The following is a 15,085-nucleotide window of genomic DNA, read 5'->3' on the forward strand; positions in this document are numbered from 1 at the left end:
TTGTATTTTATTAGCATTAATCCATCACTGGCACAGCTATTGTTTTAATCAACCTTTATCAAAACTAAACACCATGAAAGCTTTTAAAATAAAACTGGCCATCATGTTACTGGGATTAACATTGGGCGCTACAGCGCCTTTGCCGGCACAATCATCCAAAGATACTTCATCATCAACTACCAAGGCCAATGGGGCGGGCGCCGGGAACGGGTCGAGCCAGGGTGCACCGGGCGCGGCTACAGTATCCGGTACCGGAACAGGTACTTTGCAGGACAGTGATAAAGCCAGCGTGCCCAGCGGCGATGCCGGTGTAAAACAAAGCACCGATCAGAAAGCGGTAAACCCATCGCAGATAAGCGGGTATTGGATCCTTGGGGTATTCAGCTTTATCGGTCTTATAGCGCTCATCCTTCTACGGAGAACCAAGAAGACCAATCATAATTAATTAACCTCAATGATCTTAACCGCCCATGGCTCCAGTTTTAAATTGCTGTTTTTACTGACATTATCGCCTGATAACAACTCTTTGCCATTATTATACGGATAAGTCAGATTGGTTTCTTTTGCCGAATAATTAAAATAATAATGAACCGTTTTGCCGCCCTGGTTTACACCTTGTTTGGTGATAACAGGCCAGGCTATCTGCTGATCGGCACCCCAGAGGCCAACTTTTTTTACGGCATCGGCCAATAATTTGTCGGTAACGGCGCTGGTGGTTAAGCTGCCTATATATGTTGCCAGGCCCTTGCCGTAAGTGTTTTCGGTAATGGCGGCGTACTTGCCCCAAACCGGGTGATCATAGTAAGCTAATACTTTAGCGGTTGTAGGGGTAATGAGCTCCATCCAGGTATTCAGCTTTTTATCTTCGGGTTTCAGGTTCCAGTCATCGGCTTTTAATGATACATTGCTGGGTTCGGTAAACTGGCTGTAGTAAATTCCGCAGGCTTCTTCAATAATTCCCGGCTGATGGGTGGTGCGTACTTTCACATTTTCGTCGGCGAAACCGCTTTTGAAGGTATAAATGATGTGCCCGCCGTTTTTAACATAAGTGTTTAAGCGCTTTAACAAACTATCCGGCGCCGCGTATAGCAGGGGAACTATCAGCAGTTTATAATCTTCAATATTTTTACTTGTCGGGTCAACAAAATCACAGCCTACGTTCATATGGTACAGTCCATCGTAAAACTGGCGCAATACATCATTATAGCCAGTACGCACGCCCCAGCCAAAGCCAAAAGCTTTAAAGCCGGTAAGGGCTTCGTTGCTGAACAGGATGGCTACGTCGTTTTTCTTTTTCAGGTTAATGAGCTTGCTGCTTAGCCTGTCGAAATCTTTGCCGATGGTTTTAGCCTCGTCATAAACCGGGTTGGGTTCAAAATCATGACTCAGCAAACCTTTCCAATAAGTTTCGGCCGAGTTATGGATAGAGTGCCATGGCCAGTAGCTCACCATATTTGCCCCCGACGCTAAATGACTAAAGGCCTGCAGCCTCAGCTGCCCCGGATACGGTACCCATTGCGGAAAGCCCTGCGCCTCTGTTTCGATGGTAAGGTAGTTTTTGCCGCCTTTCATGGAACGGGCTACATCGCCCCCAAAGGAGATCTCCACACCTGTAAGCCTGTCCTGGCTGGGGTGATAAATGTCGATACCTGCAATGTCTAAAGCTTTGGCTGCTGCAAAGTGATCAACATCGGGTTGGATACCGAATGAATAGCCGTGCCATTCCAGGTCGAAGTTTTGGGTGATGAACTGATCGGGACGTTTGTATTCGCGCACTATAGCTGCCTGCCATGCTAAATAATCAGTAACCAGCTGCCGCTGAAATTTGGCAAACTCTGATGAAAGGCTACCATTAATGGTATTAACCATCGACGGAAAGTCGTCCCAGTTGTTGATCCGGTTGCTCCAGTAATCGAGCCCGAAAATGTGGTTGATGTTATCAAGTGTTTTATATTTAGCCTTCATGTAGTTAACAAAAAGGGCCTGCACGTTTGGCCCCGCCGTACCGTACGATTTGGTTTCGTTATCTACCTGGTAACCGATTACGGCCTTGTTATCTTTCACATGCTCCATTATTTTACGGATCACACGCTCGGCATAAAAACGGTAATCTTTATTAGTGATATCCATGTTTTGCCGTGGCCCGTACTGGTTTTGGCCCGATGGGGTAATAGCCAATATCTCGGGATGTTTTTTTACCATCCAGGTAGGCACAGCATAGGTGGGCGTGCCTATAATAACATGGATCCCCGCTTTTTGCATAGCGTTCAATACCCTGTCAATATGAGTAAAATCGAAAACTCCATCCTGTGGTTCTTCCGTGCTCCAGGTCGATTCGGCAATGCGCACCACGTTAATGCCGCAGGCTTTCATCATTTGCACGTCCTTATCCAGCCTTTCATAAGGCATGTACTCGTCATAATAAGCTACGCCGTAAAGCAGCTTATCCATTTTAGGATATTGCGCGAAAGCAGATGCAATAAAAAGTAATTGCATCACGAAGAGCAGCAGGAATTTCTTGTTCATAAAAGCGATATTTAGGACAACTGGCTTGTGCTGATGAAAGTACGAATTAATTGTGTTTTTAACACACAATAACAAAATATTTTATGATGTGAAACAGATGTAGTAGTACACAAAACTTTTATTGCCATTTAAAAACTGATATTAGCCCCACCTTGTAATACCATTATAACCTGTTAGTATTTCCTTATGAAAACAGTTACCCGTTATCTGCTCATCCTGATATGTTGCTGCGCAATGAGCGCCCATGCGCAACAAAGACGCCTTACCTACTGTAACCCGCTTAACCTCGATTATGGTTACACCCCCTTCGAAACATTTGCGAGCTGGGGTAAACACCGCGCCACAGCCGACCCGACCATGACGTTGTTTAAAGGTAAGTATTATTTGTTCTCCACCAACCAATTCGGATACTGGTGGAGCGATGACATGCTGAACTGGAATTTTGTTTACCGCAAATTTGTTCGCCCATATAACGAAGTAAAGGGAGACGAACTTTGTGCTCCTGCCACGCTGGTTTTGGGCGATACCCTGCTGGTGATCGGATCGACCTATAATAAGGATTTTACCCTGTGGATGAGCACCAACCCAACGCATGATGATTGGAAAGCCGCTAAAGACTATTTTAAAGTTGGCGCCTGGGACCCGGGTATGTTTGCTGACGATGACGGCCGGGTTTATATTTACCATGGTTCCAGCAATACACTGCCGCTTTACGGGCAGGAGATTGAGAGGCATACCTTTGAACCCATCGGACCTAAAAAAGAAATGGTTAAGCTTAATCCCGAAGAGCATGGCTGGGAACGTTTTGGCGAGCATAACGATAATGTGTTTCTGCTGCCATTTATAGAAGGCTCGTGGATGAACAAGTATAAAGGCAAATACTATTTGCAGTTTGGCGCACCAGGTACCGAGCAAAGTGGCTATGGCGACGGTGTTTTTGTGGGCGATCATCCGCTGGGGCCTTTCACCTATCAAAAGCATAACCCTTTTTCATACAAGCCCGGAGGCTTTGCCAAAGGTGCAGGGCATGGCGCTACCTGGGCCGATAAATATGGCAATTACTGGCATATCAGCACGATGGGCATCTCGGTGAAAAACAACTTTGAACGCCGCATTGGCTTCTGGCCTGCCGGGTTTGATAAGGATGGCGTACTGTACAGCAATACCGCTTATGGCGATTATCCGCACTATTTATCCAGCGGCCCCGAAGACCATCTGAAAAGTAATTTTACCGGCTGGATGATCCTTAATTATAATAAACCTGTAGAGGTTTCATCAACCCTGGGCGCTTATACTGCCAATAATGCTGTTGATGAAGACATTAAAACTTATTGGAGCGCCAAAACAGCCAATAAAGGCGAATGGCTTAAAACTGATCTCGGCGGGATCAGCACTGTAAATGCCATCCAAATTAACTATGCCGATCAGGATGCCATGTTTACGGGCAAATCATTAGGTGTGTATCACCAATATATCGTTTATTCGTCAGTTAACGGCAAAACATGGCAGCCCCTTATCGACAAAAGCAAAAACCGTAAAGATGTGCCGCACGATTATATCGAGCTTAAAAACCCTGTCAAAGCGCGTTACATAAAAATGGTTAATCTGCACATGCCTACAGGCAAATTTGCAATATCTGGATTAAGGGTGTTTGGTAAAGGTGCAGGTGCAAAACCCGATACCGTTCAAAACCTGATTATACTGCGTGGCGACAGCGAACGCCGCAATGCCTGGCTTAAATGGAAGCCAAACGATAATGCCACCGGCTACACCATTTACTTCGGCATAGCACCCGATAAATTGTACAACAACATGATTGTTTACGGCCGTAACGAATACTATTTTAATGGGATGGATAAAAGCCTGCCATACTATTTTCAAATAGAAGCGTTTAATGAAAACGGAATTTCGGCGCGGACAAAAGTTGTAAAGGTAGAGTAGTGTTAATATTCCTTTTAATGTAGGTACGCATAATTGCGTCTCCCGTACACTCATTCAATGCGTTTTATCTTACTGGAGACTTAATTATGTGCCTCTACATAAAATATTTTTAAATTTGATAAATACAGTTTGCAGGTAGACAGTTCATTGCCGTTGGTTTTAACCAACGGGGTAATAGTAATAGGTAGCAGAAAAGGGGCTTCAGCCCAAATCCGCTTACATAGTTTGGCTAAAGCCAGGAACTTTTAGCTCTTTTACCGTTGGTTAAAACCAACGGCAATGAATATTTTATTTAAACATAAGATACTGAATCCCCCTTATGCTAAAAACCATCCTCACCCTCCTTATAACCTTAATGTTCAGCATTGCTGCCAAAGCCCAGCAAGCCGATAGTACGCTGAAAAAATCGCCCATAAAAACCCTGAGCAACAAAAAGTTTACCCAACTGATTACCGGTGAGTATTTGTTTGACGATATTGAACAGGTTGCCCGGCTTAATCATTATCCCATGCCCGATGCAGCGCTGAAGTTTAAAAAAGAACTAAGCCTGAGCCCTGTTCAGCTGACCAAAATTACGGCCATTGCTGCCGAACTGCACCGCAAACGGGTAGAAATGGGCAATTTTATAGTTACCAACGAAACCACACTTGATAAACTGATGAGAAAAGGGACGGATAATGGCAGCGTTATCTTTTACGCCAACCGCTCGGGTTTGTATTACGGAGAGCTCAGGAATGCCATTTTGCAGGCCTGTTTAAGCACCGGCAATGCATTGGCCCCTCAGCAAATCACGAAGTTGGAAACACTCACTGCTCATAATTGAAAATATCCCGTTTGATTTGCTTAATTTAGCGCCTCCAAATAAAGTGTATGAAGATTACGTTTGATTTTGAAAAACCACTGGCTGAGTTACAGCAGCAAATAGAGAAGGTAAAGCAGGTTGAGGAAAAAAACAAACTCGACATGTCGGCAACTGTTGCCGAGCTGGAAGGAAAGCTGGAAGAAGCCAAAAAAGATATATACAGCAACCTCACAGGCTGGCAAAAAGTACAAATTTCGCGTCATCCCGAAAGGCCTTACACCTTGCAGTACATTGAGCTGATGTGTGATGATTTTATTGAACTGCATGGCGACCGTACCGTAGGTGATGATAAAGCAATAATTGGTGGTTTTGGTACGCTGAATGGCCAAACAGTAATGTTTATCGGCCATCAAAAGGGCCGTAACACTAAAGAGCGCCAGTACCGTAACTTCGGTATGGCTAATCCGGAAGGTTATCGTAAAGCCTTAAGGCTAATGAAAATGGCCGAAAAATTCAACAAGCCCGTTGTTACTTTAATTGATACTCCGGGAGCTTATCCGGGTTTAGAGGCCGAAGAGCGCGGACAAGGTGAAGCCATTGCCCGTAACCTGCTCGAAATGGCAGTGCTGAAAGTGCCGGTGATCTGTGTTATTATTGGCGAAGGTGCATCGGGCGGCGCATTGGGTATTGGTATTGGCGATAGGGTACTGATGCTGGACAACTCATGGTATTCAGTGATCTCTCCCGAAAACTGCTCAACCATTCTCTGGAAAACCTGGGAAAATAAAGAGCGTGCTGCCGAAGTACTTAAACTAACCTCGACAGAAATGTTTAAGAACAAGCTGATTGACGGGGTGATCAAAGAACCCCTTGGCGGTGCCCATCAAGACCCGGTTGCTATGGCCGGTATTCTGAAAAAACAATTATTAAAAGACTTGAAAACCCTTAAAGAGCGCAATATTGATGAGCTTGTGGCCGAGCGTATTGATAAATTCTGCTCAATGGGTGTGGTTAATGAATAGAAAGTATCGCGATGCAATCGCTAAACCATATTAAGCGCTCGTTATAAACGAGCGCAAGAAACAAGAAATAAAAGAGCTACCGTAGAGGTGGCTCTTTTTGTTTTGTTACTACACCATCTTGTGCTACTTCTTGCGCTCGTTTGCAACGAGCGCTTAATATGGGCTTACGTTTATAACGTAAGCAAACTAAAATTTTATAGACATAAAGCCTCTCTCCAACAATGTTACTTCTAACAAACCCTGCTCTCCTGCATAGTTCACTGCCGAACTATATATGTAATGTTCAGGATAGCTTACTATTTCTGCCCGTACAGGATTGTCGTGAATATAATCCAACTTCTGAAAAAGTATGTCTTCCCGGTCGCACTCAATTGAATGATAGCCATCCTGCCAAACTTTATAATTTTGTATTCGATCATCAAACCTTGCATTATATTGAAAGCGATATAACATCCAATCCCTCCGGCTTTCATTCTCTTCTTTTATTAGTTTAATGATTTGTTTGTTGGTATGTTTTTTAAAATCCCGAATAATATCGGGTAATCTTACAGGATGCTTTGCCGACACCAATAGATGGAGGTGGTTTGTCATCAGGCAGAAAGCGTATATCTCTAAACTTTTATTTTTTTGACAGTAAATAAGAGAATCGATAATAAATTGCTTGTAGGATGGCCTGATAAAAACATCAATCCAGTCCACAATAGTAAAAGTAACGAAATGTATTTCTTCTGGGTTTCTTACTCTGTATTGATCTGACATTGTGAATAATGGTTTAGACTAAATTAGTGATCGTGCGATACAATCGCAAAACCATATTAAGCGCTCGTTACAAACGAGCGCAAGGAGTGCGGCTATGCTTCCCTGCGATTGCCGCGCTGCGCTCGCAATGACATGTTTTCTCTGTTTTATAAAGTTGCAAACGAGCGCAAGGAATAAGCTCAAGAATCCCACCCCCTCAATAGTCGCAAATGCCCCGCACGCAAAAGGTAGTTTGATGTTAAATTTGATCATCAATTAAAGCATTCATTATGAAGACTGAAGAATCAAATAGTCCTTTTGGTAAACTGGGTAATCCTGCACGGCGAGCGCTGGCTAATGCCGGTATCACGTCATTGCTTGAATTATCAAAACTTACCGAGAAAGAGTTTTTGCATTTTCACGGTGTAGGCAAAAGTTCGGTGCCGATAGTGAAGGAGAAGATGAAAGAAAAAGGTTTAGGCTTTAGGGAATAAAATAAGTGAACCCCTGTGCCTTCCCGCACAGGGGTATAAAGCTTACAGTATATAATATACGTTTGCTTTAGCGGCGGCAGTTTGCACCGGCGCCTTTTCACTCTCATGTTTATCGTTAAGCATCTGCTTTAAGTCGCGTTCAATAGTTTGCGATATGGCAGTTGTTGGGGTGTCTGTTGGTTTGTTCTCAAATGGGTCCTGCAGGTGGATGGCCATTTTCTCTACCAGTAAAAATGCTGCTGCTATAGCTATGATCAGCGGTACTTCAAACATGCCGAAGAATTCGATGAGGCCAAATGGCAGCAATATGATAAACAGGTACAGGCAAAAATGGATGTATAAGCTGTATGTAACCGGGAATACCGTGTTCTTGATCCGCTCGCATTTGCCCATAGCATCGCACAGGCGGTTAAGCGTGCCATCTATCTGCACTTGCTGGTAATCACTAAGCCACCCATTTTTATAAGCCAGTTTTAGGTCAAGCCCGTGCAGTTTTAACAAGCTGTTGGGCATGTTTGTAAAACGATGAGTGAATTTCACCTCTTCGTCAACCAGCAGGTGGGCGTTTTTAGCATAGGGATCTTGCTTACGTAATGATTGGCTTAAGCCATGGCACCATGCTATCTGCCTGTAAACAAATCGTTTTTTGAAACCTTCTATTTCTTCACATACGGCGTTATCGCCATCTAAAAACGTGATCAACTCGCGAACCAGCGATCTTGAATCGTTCACTATAGCTCCCCAAATGCTCCGGGCTTCCCACCATCGATCGTAGGCCTGGTTTGAGCGAAATGCCAGCAACAAGGATATGATTGTAGCCAATATGGCTGGCACAGCAATTGGGATTGAAATGCGGTACTCAGGCAAAAAGCGATGGAATAAAGCTATAGCTACAGCATACACGGCAACCAGTAACAATTCATGCTTTATTTTGCCCACCACATATTTTACCGGGATATTTTCTTTTAGTAACATAGATAGTTGTTTTAAATGATTTTAGTAAATATTAAACCTCCAGCAGCTCATGCTCTGCTTCGGCATTGACGATGGTTAAAGGCTGTTTAACTTTAGCTTTAAGGGTAATTATTTTATACCCGCTCCGTTGCATCAGTATGGTAGGGTCAAAACTGTTTGGTGTTAACCTTGCATAGTTGTGACTTTCGGGCATGGCAATCAGGCCTGCCTCTTTTTCTTCCAGATAGTTTTTAAATACAGCCACTGTGTTGCCATAAAAAAAGTCGGGGATGATGTTTTCTATCTGGTCTGCATAGTCATTCTTCAGCATAGTGCAACCGGCGTAAAATTCATCGCTGATGAGCTGGTATTCCCTGCTCCTGCGGGATAATAATAACAGATCGGATATAGAGTCGGACAATTGCAGGAAATGAACGAACGATATGTTGAGCTTTTGATCCGGATAGCGCTCTGCTAAAACAGGTATAATGTTTAATGATGATAAGGTGAAATCAGACGGGATGATAATGTTTAATGTTTTCATGATGATACCTTTTTTTGTGTTTACTACTGTTTGTTGATACAATAGTCGGTACCAGGCATTAAAACGGTTTAAGAAAGAAATTAGAATGTGATTAGAATTTTCAGGATGTCATCGATGGAGCACGGGATGTTTGTACGTTGGGGCGATAGAGAGGCTATACAAGGCGGATAACATTTCTTACCCCTTCATCGCCCGTTTCCGCCTTTCGAAGTGTTTCGGATTTGACATCTTTATTTCAGGCAATAAAAAAGCCCTGGCCTTGCGTTCCAAAACCAGGGTTGGGATTTCTAAAAGTACCCCCTTAAGGGGTGGAGAGGGTTTAAACCACCATATTCACAATCCTGCCTTTTACTACAATCAGTTTTTTAGGGGTTTTACCATCCAGGTATTTTTGTACATCGGCATTAGCCAAAACAAAGGCTTCTATTTCTTTAACATCAAGGCTTAACGAGATGCTTAGGTTCATTTTCATTTTACCGTTGATTGAGATTGGGTAAGCAAACTCATCTTCAACCAAATACTCGGCATTAAATTTAGGGAATGGTGCATATGATAAAGTACCATCAGCATTACCCAATAACGACCAAAGCTCCTCGCAAATGTGCGGCGCATAAGGCGACAGGATGATCACCATATCCTGCAATATCGCACGGTTGTTGCATTTCAAATCGGTTAATTCATTAACAGCGATCATGAAGCTGGATACCGAAGTATTGAACGAGAAACGCTCGATATCTTCTTCAACCTTTTTTATGATCTTATGCAATGATTTCAACTCAGCTTTTGACGGAGCGGCATTGTTTACGCCAAACTCCCAGGCATCATTATGGAATAACCTCCAGAATTTACGCAGGAATTTGAAAACACCCTCAATACCATTGGTATTCCACGGTTTGCTCTGCTCCAGCGGGCCTAAGAACATCTCATACATCCGTAAGGTATCGGCACCGAAACGGCTGATGATATCATCCGGGTTCACCACATTGAACTTGGATTTCGACATCTTTTCAACTTCAACACCGCAGATGTATTTGCCGCCTTCCAATACAAATTCTGCGTCAGTAAACTCTGGTCGCCATTGTTTGAATTTCTCGATGTTCAGGATCTCGTTCTCAACAATGTTTACATCCACATGTAATGGCGAGGTTTTGTATTGTTTAATTAAACCGTGCGATACCAAAGTATTTGTTCCGCGGCCTTCCTCGTCAATCAGCCTGTAAACAAAATTACTGCGGCCCTGGATCATGCCCTGGTTGATCAATTTTTTGAAGGGTTCTTCCTCAACAACAAGGTCAAGGTCTTTCAAAAACTTGTTCCAGAAACGGCTGTACAACAGGTGACCGGTTGCATGTTCACTGCCGCCGATGTACAAATCAACGTCTTTCCAGTATTCAATAGCTTCGCGCGATGCGAACTCCTTATCGTTTTTGGCATCCATATAACGGTACCAGTACCAGCTTGAGCCAGCCCAACCCGGCATGGTGCTTAGCTCGTAAGGCAAACCACCTTCATATTTCCAATCCTCTGCACGTCCTAACGGCGGTTCGCCGGTTTCGGTAGGGAGATATTTATCAATTTCGGGCAATAGTAATGGCAAGTGGCTTTCATTAATTAAATGAGGTAAACCCTCTTTAAAGTAAACCGGCACCGGCTCGCCCCAGTAACGTTGGCGGCCGAAAATAGCATCGCGCATCCTGAAGTTAACTTTGGCTTTACCGGCATTGATCTCTTCAAGTTTGGCAACCACCGCGGCAGTTGCTTCTTTGTAAGCCAGGCCATTAATAAAATCAGAGTTAATATAAGTCCCTTCCTTGGTTGGATCGGCTTCTGTTTCAATGTTTTGAATATCGAGAATCTGCACTACAGGCAAATTAAAATGCTTTGCGAAAAGGTAATCGCGCTGATCGCCTGATGGTACGGCCATAACCGCGCCTGTTCCGTATCCGGCCAAAACATAATCAGCAATCCAGATTGGAATTTGCTGCCCGTTCAGCGGGTTAAGCACATAGCTACCGGTAAATGCGCCTGATACTGTCTTGGCATCAGCCATCCTGTCAAGCTCCGATTTCTTTTTGGTTTGAGTAATGTAAGCTTCAATTTCTGCCTTTTGCTCAGGTGTAGTTAATGCAGAAACTAATTCATGCTCAGGAGCAATTACTAAAAAAGTAACGCCAAAAATGGTATCAACCCTTGTGGTAAACACTTCGATAAAATCGGTACCCAGAGCAGCGTTATGACCTGATTTATCTATCGGGAATTTAACTGAAGCACCAGTACTTTTACCAATCCAGTTCCTTTGCATTTCTTTCAAAGGCTCTGGCCAGTCGATAGTATCAAGGCCTTGTAATAACCTTTCGGCGTATGCGGTAATGCGCATGCTCCATTGGGTCATTTTCTTTTGTTCAACGGGGTAGCCGCCACGCTCGCTAAAGCCGTCTTTTACTTCGTCGTTTGCCAATACGGTACCAAGAGCAGGGCACCAGTTTACGGTACTTTCGCGCAGGTAGGTAAGGCGGTATTTTAACAATTCGGACTGCTGTTCTTCATTGCTGAACGCTTTCCACTCATCGGCAGTAAAACTTAAAACTTCATCATCACAAACGGCATTGATACCGGTAGAACCTTTGGTTTCAAAATGTGCAACCAGCTGATCAATTGACTGGGCCTTGTCGGTATCTTTATTATACCAGCTGTTAAACAACTGCATAAAGATCCATTGGGTCCATTTATAATAATCGGGAGAGCTGGTACGCACCTCGCGGCTCCAGTCGAACGAAAAGCCGATCTGGTCCAACTGGCGGCGATATGTAGCAATATTATCTTCGGTAGTTATAGCAGGGTGCTGACCGGTTTGTATGGCGTATTGCTCGGCCGGCAGGCCAAAGCTATCATAGCCCATAGGGTGCAATACGTTAAAGCCTTTTAAGCGTTTGTAGCGTGCAAAAATATCAGAAGCGATATAGCCCAGCGGGTGCCCAACGTGCAGGCCGGCCCCAGACGGGTAAGGGAACATATCCAGCACATAATATTTGGGCTTACTGCTTTTGTCTTCGGCTTTGAAGGTTTGGTTTTGTGCCCAAAACTGCTGCCATTTTTGCTCTATCTCTTTAAATTGGTAGTCCATTTGATGTTTTACGCGTATGAGGTTGCGAAATTAAGCATTTCCCTATTAGTTTAGTAGTTATTAATGGATTAGTTGAGGGTTAATGGTATCTTTTTAAACAATTTGCTATGGAGTTTAACCTATCAGGAGCTTTTGCATATTTAGGTTAAGGCACAAATTAATCAATCTAAAATTTCAACAGGATGAATCTCCGCAGTTAAAACCGCTCCTTATGTCTCGTCCTAAAAAAGTTTACAGATTTTAGTGTAGTGCTCTTAGGTATTTACGGGGCTATAAATACGTAGCGCAGCTGGGCCTTACGTTGCTTTACATTATGATCAGTTATGGCCCCGCAGGTCCCTCCTACTCTGCAACCAGGCAATATCTCCCCACAAAAAAAGCCCGGGATGGAATTAACCAAACCGGGCTTAATTATTATCGAAACAAAATTAATTATTTCACTTCTTCAAAATCAACATCTGTTACAGTGTCAGAGTTGTCTTGCGCGCCTGCACCGTTATCACCGGCACCTGGTGCGCCTTGAGCACCTTCGGCAGAAGCTTTGTACATATCTTCAGATGCAGCAGTCCAGGCAGTGTTAAGCTCTGTTTGTGCAGCTTCGATAGCGTCAAAGTTTTTAGCTGAGTAAGCTTCTTTCAATTTAGCTAAGCCAGCTTCAATAGGTGCTTTTTTATCAGCAGGGATCTTATCACCGTACTCTTTCAATTGTTTTTCAGTCGAGAAGATCAGGGCATCAGCAGCGTTCAGTTTTTCAACTTCTTCTTTTGCCTTTTTGTCAGCATCAGCATTAGCCTCAGCTTCATCCTTCATCTTTTTGATCTCGGCATCAGTTAAACCTGAAGAAGCTTCGATACGGATTTTTTGCTCTTTACCTGTAGCTTTATCTTTTGCAGATACGTGCAGGATACCATTAGCATCAATATCGAAAGTAACTTCGATTTGTGGTACGCCACGAGGTGCTGGCGGAATGCCATCCAGGTGGAAACGACCTATAGTACGGTTGCCCGCAGCCATTGGGCGCTCACCCTGTAATATGTGGATCTCAACTGAAGGCTGGCTGTCGCTGGCGGTTGAGAACGTTTCAGATTTTTTAGTAGGGATAGTAGTGTTCGACTCAATTAATTTAGTCATTACACCACCCATGGTTTCGATACCTAATGAAAGCGGGGTAACGTCAAGCAATAACACATCCTTAACCTCACCGGTTAATACACCACCCTGGATAGCAGCACCGATAGCAACAACTTCATCAGGGTTAACACCTTTTGAAGGAGCTTTACCAAAGAATTTTTGTACAGCTTCCTGGATAGCAGGGATACGGGTTGAACCACCTACCAAAATCACTTCGTCGATATCAGAAGTGCTTAAACCGGCATTTTTCAAAGCTGATTTACAAGGCTCAATAGTACGTTTGATTAGGCTATCAGCTAATTGCTCAAATTTAGCACGGGTTAATGTTTTAACTAAGTGCTTAGGCATACCGTCAACTGCAGTAATGTATGGCAGGTTAACTTCAGTTTGAGCAGAGCTTGATAACTCAATTTTAGCTTTCTCAGCCGATTCTTTTAAACGTTGTAAAGCCATTGGGTCTTTACGCAGGTCTAAACCTTCGTCGTTTTTAAACTCGTCGGCTAACCAGTCAATAATTACCTGATCAAAGTCGTCACCACCTAAGTGAGTATCACCATCGGTAGCTTTCACTTCAAATACACCGTCGCCCAATTCCAATACAGATACGTCATGAGTACCGCCACCGCAGTCAAACACAACTATCTTCATATCTTTATGAGCTTTATCAAAACCGTAAGCTAATGCAGCAGCAGTAGGTTCGTTAATGATACGGCGTACTTTTAAACCAGCAATTTCACCGGCTTCTTTAGTTGCCTGGCGCTGAGCATCGTTAAAGTAAGCAGGAACGGTAATAACCGCTTCGGTTACTTCGGTACCTAAGAAATCTTCGGCAGTTTTCTTCATTTTCTGAAGGATCATTGCAGAAATTTCTTGCGGGGTATATTTACGGTCGCCAATTTCAACACGAGGAGTGTTATTGTCGCCTTTAACTACTTTATAAGGTACACGTGCCGCTTCACTTGTAACTTCGTTAAACTGGTTACCCATAAAGCGTTTAATTGACGAAATGGTTTTTGTAGGGTTTGTAATAGCCTGACGTTTTGCAGGATCACCAACTTTACGTTCGCCATTATCAATAAAAGCTACTACAGACGGCGTAGTACGTTTACCCTCGCTGTTAGCTATAACAACAGGCTCGTTACCTTCCATTACAGCAACGCAGGAGTTTGTTGTTCCTAAGTCGATTCCAATTATTTTAGACATATATGATTGTTTTTTCTTTTTGATTTATTGTTTACTTACCATTGCTGTTTATCAATGCCTGTGCCAATATGCCAATGGCAGTAAAAATTGCCTGTAATTGTCAGTTCATGAACAAGGCGGCAGAATAGCTTACTTTGTGATGACAGGTTGGCAGGACCGTTTTAGGTTAAAGGCGAAAGTTAAAAGGCAAAAGGTTATTGCGTGGTTTGCTAATTGGCAGTATATCGACTAACTTAAAACACGTAATTATAACACCGTTATGAAATATATCAGGGAGGGCAACAATAAGTTTGGAACCGTACTATACACCATCGATGGCAGCTATGTGCGAAAAGGTCAGGGCCGGTTTGGCGACATATTATATACCATAGATGGCAAAATAGTAAAAAAGGGTCAGGGAATGTTTGGCGATGTGGTTTGTAACCTTGACGATAACCTGATCAGGAAAGGCCGTAGTCTCTTTGGCGATGTGCTCTACAATATCGATGGCAACTTTGTACGCGAAGGGCGCAGCCGCTTTAATGATATCAAGTTTTATATTGATGAGTAATGGTGAATTTGTTTGAGCCGGAATTTATAGAATTAAAGAATTGACTGAATGCTAAG

12 protein-coding genes are annotated in these 15,085 nt (G+C 43.4%); 6 read left to right on the top strand and 6 right to left on the bottom strand.

The window, feature by feature from the left end; genetic code table 11:
* The first annotated feature begins 73 nt into the window (after nt 1-73).
* Nucleotides 74-445 carry a hypothetical protein gene (locus ACQ86K_RS26435; protein WP_091165454.1) on the top strand — a complete coding sequence of 124 codons (372 nt, stop codon included), beginning with the start codon at nt 74-76 and terminating at the stop codon, nt 443-445.
* On the opposite strand, the gene ACQ86K_RS26440 is transcribed toward ACQ86K_RS26435, so the two are convergent.
* Complete coding sequence (locus tag ACQ86K_RS26440; protein WP_218134396.1) at nt 442-2,526, bottom strand: beta-galactosidase; 2,085 nt, start codon at nt 2,524-2,526, stop codon at nt 442-444. The genes ACQ86K_RS26435 and ACQ86K_RS26440 overlap by 4 nt on opposite strands.
* 186 nt (nt 2,527-2,712) lie before the next feature.
* Here ACQ86K_RS26440 and ACQ86K_RS26445 point away from each other — a divergent pair, with 186 nt between their 5' ends.
* The 3 genes from ACQ86K_RS26445 (at nt 2,713) to ACQ86K_RS26455 (ending at nt 6,291) form a co-directional block, all read left to right on the top strand.
* Nucleotides 2,713-4,467 carry a family 43 glycosylhydrolase gene (locus tag ACQ86K_RS26445; protein ID WP_091165451.1) on the top strand — a complete coding sequence of 585 codons (1,755 nt, stop codon included), beginning with the start codon at nt 2,713-2,715 and terminating at the stop codon, nt 4,465-4,467.
* Between the two features lie 355 nt (nt 4,468-4,822).
* Nucleotides 4,823-5,290: a hypothetical protein gene (locus ACQ86K_RS26450; RefSeq protein WP_143020726.1), complete on the top strand. Its 468-nt coding sequence runs from the start codon at nt 4,823-4,825 to the stop codon at nt 5,288-5,290.
* Nucleotides 5,291-5,337: 47 nt separating this feature from the next.
* Nucleotides 5,338-6,291 (top strand): acetyl-CoA carboxylase carboxyltransferase subunit alpha, encoded by a 954-nt coding sequence (locus tag ACQ86K_RS26455; protein WP_090529188.1) that lies wholly within the window; start codon nt 5,338-5,340, stop codon nt 6,289-6,291.
* A gap of 186 nt (nt 6,292-6,477) precedes the next feature.
* Here the strand turns inward: ACQ86K_RS26455 and ACQ86K_RS26460 are convergent, their stop codons facing one another.
* Nucleotides 6,478-7,050, bottom strand: coding sequence for an REP-associated tyrosine transposase (locus ACQ86K_RS26460; RefSeq protein WP_091165443.1), 573 nt, complete (start codon nt 7,048-7,050; stop codon nt 6,478-6,480).
* Nucleotides 7,051-7,319: 269 nt separating this feature from the next.
* Here ACQ86K_RS26460 and ACQ86K_RS26465 point away from each other — a divergent pair, with 269 nt between their 5' ends.
* Entirely contained in the window at nt 7,320-7,523 is a 204-nt protein-coding gene (locus ACQ86K_RS26465) for a DNA-directed RNA polymerase subunit alpha C-terminal domain-containing protein (RefSeq protein ID WP_091165437.1), read from the top strand.
* Between the two features lie 42 nt (nt 7,524-7,565).
* Here ACQ86K_RS26465 and ACQ86K_RS26470 read toward each other — a convergent pair whose 3' ends face one another.
* The 4 genes from ACQ86K_RS26470 to dnaK all read right to left on the bottom strand — a co-directional run bounded on the left by ACQ86K_RS26470 (nt 7,566) and on the right by dnaK (nt 14,479).
* Nucleotides 7,566-8,498, bottom strand: a complete 933-nt coding sequence (locus ACQ86K_RS26470; RefSeq protein ID WP_431199078.1) for a bestrophin family protein — start codon at nt 8,496-8,498, stop codon at nt 7,566-7,568.
* A gap of 31 nt (nt 8,499-8,529) precedes the next feature.
* Entirely contained in the window at nt 8,530-9,021 is a 492-nt protein-coding gene (locus ACQ86K_RS26475) for a hypothetical protein (protein ID WP_143020725.1), read from the bottom strand.
* Between the two features lie 319 nt (nt 9,022-9,340).
* Nucleotides 9,341-12,145, bottom strand: coding sequence for a leucine--tRNA ligase (leuS, locus tag ACQ86K_RS26480; protein WP_431199079.1), 2,805 nt, complete (start codon nt 12,143-12,145; stop codon nt 9,341-9,343).
* 432 nt (nt 12,146-12,577) lie between these two features.
* The gene (dnaK, locus tag ACQ86K_RS26485) at nt 12,578-14,479 is read right to left on the bottom strand and encodes a molecular chaperone DnaK (protein ID WP_431199080.1); all 1,902 of its coding nucleotides are present in this window, start codon (nt 14,477-14,479) and stop codon (nt 12,578-12,580) included.
* A 259-nt stretch (nt 14,480-14,738) separates the two neighbouring features.
* On the opposite strand from dnaK, the gene ACQ86K_RS26490 reads away from it, so the two are divergent.
* Nucleotides 14,739-15,029: a hypothetical protein gene (locus ACQ86K_RS26490; RefSeq protein ID WP_091165420.1), complete on the top strand. Its 291-nt coding sequence runs from the start codon at nt 14,739-14,741 to the stop codon at nt 15,027-15,029.
* Nucleotides 15,030-15,085 lie beyond the last annotated feature (56 nt).

It is taken from the genome of Mucilaginibacter sp. P19 (assembly GCF_050632265.1).
Classification (GTDB): Bacteria; Bacteroidota; Bacteroidia; order Sphingobacteriales; family Sphingobacteriaceae; genus Mucilaginibacter; species Mucilaginibacter gossypii.

Excerpts from the sequence above, each read along its gene's own strand:
- ACQ86K_RS26435 (WP_091165454.1), top strand. The coding sequence starts at position 74 with ATGAAAGCTTTTAAAATAAAACTGGCCATCATGTTACTGGGATTAACA.
- ACQ86K_RS26440 (WP_218134396.1), bottom strand. The coding sequence starts at position 2,526 with ATGAACAAGAAATTCCTGCTGCTCTTCGTGATGCAATTACTTTTTATT.
- ACQ86K_RS26445 (WP_091165451.1), top strand. The coding sequence starts at position 2,713 with ATGAAAACAGTTACCCGTTATCTGCTCATCCTGATATGTTGCTGCGCA.
- ACQ86K_RS26450 (WP_143020726.1), top strand. The coding sequence starts at position 4,823 with ATGTTCAGCATTGCTGCCAAAGCCCAGCAAGCCGATAGTACGCTGAAA.
- ACQ86K_RS26455 (WP_090529188.1), top strand. The coding sequence starts at position 5,338 with ATGAAGATTACGTTTGATTTTGAAAAACCACTGGCTGAGTTACAGCAG.
- ACQ86K_RS26460 (WP_091165443.1), bottom strand. The coding sequence starts at position 7,050 with ATGTCAGATCAATACAGAGTAAGAAACCCAGAAGAAATACATTTCGTT.
- ACQ86K_RS26465 (WP_091165437.1), top strand. The coding sequence starts at position 7,320 with ATGAAGACTGAAGAATCAAATAGTCCTTTTGGTAAACTGGGTAATCCT.
- ACQ86K_RS26470 (WP_431199078.1), bottom strand. The coding sequence starts at position 8,498 with ATGTTACTAAAAGAAAATATCCCGGTAAAATATGTGGTGGGCAAAATA.
- ACQ86K_RS26475 (WP_143020725.1), bottom strand. The coding sequence starts at position 9,021 with ATGAAAACATTAAACATTATCATCCCGTCTGATTTCACCTTATCATCA.
- leuS (WP_431199079.1), bottom strand. The coding sequence starts at position 12,145 with ATGGACTACCAATTTAAAGAGATAGAGCAAAAATGGCAGCAGTTTTGG.
- dnaK (WP_431199080.1), bottom strand. The coding sequence starts at position 14,479 with ATGTCTAAAATAATTGGAATCGACTTAGGAACAACAAACTCCTGCGTT.
- ACQ86K_RS26490 (WP_091165420.1), top strand. The coding sequence starts at position 14,739 with ATGAAATATATCAGGGAGGGCAACAATAAGTTTGGAACCGTACTATAC.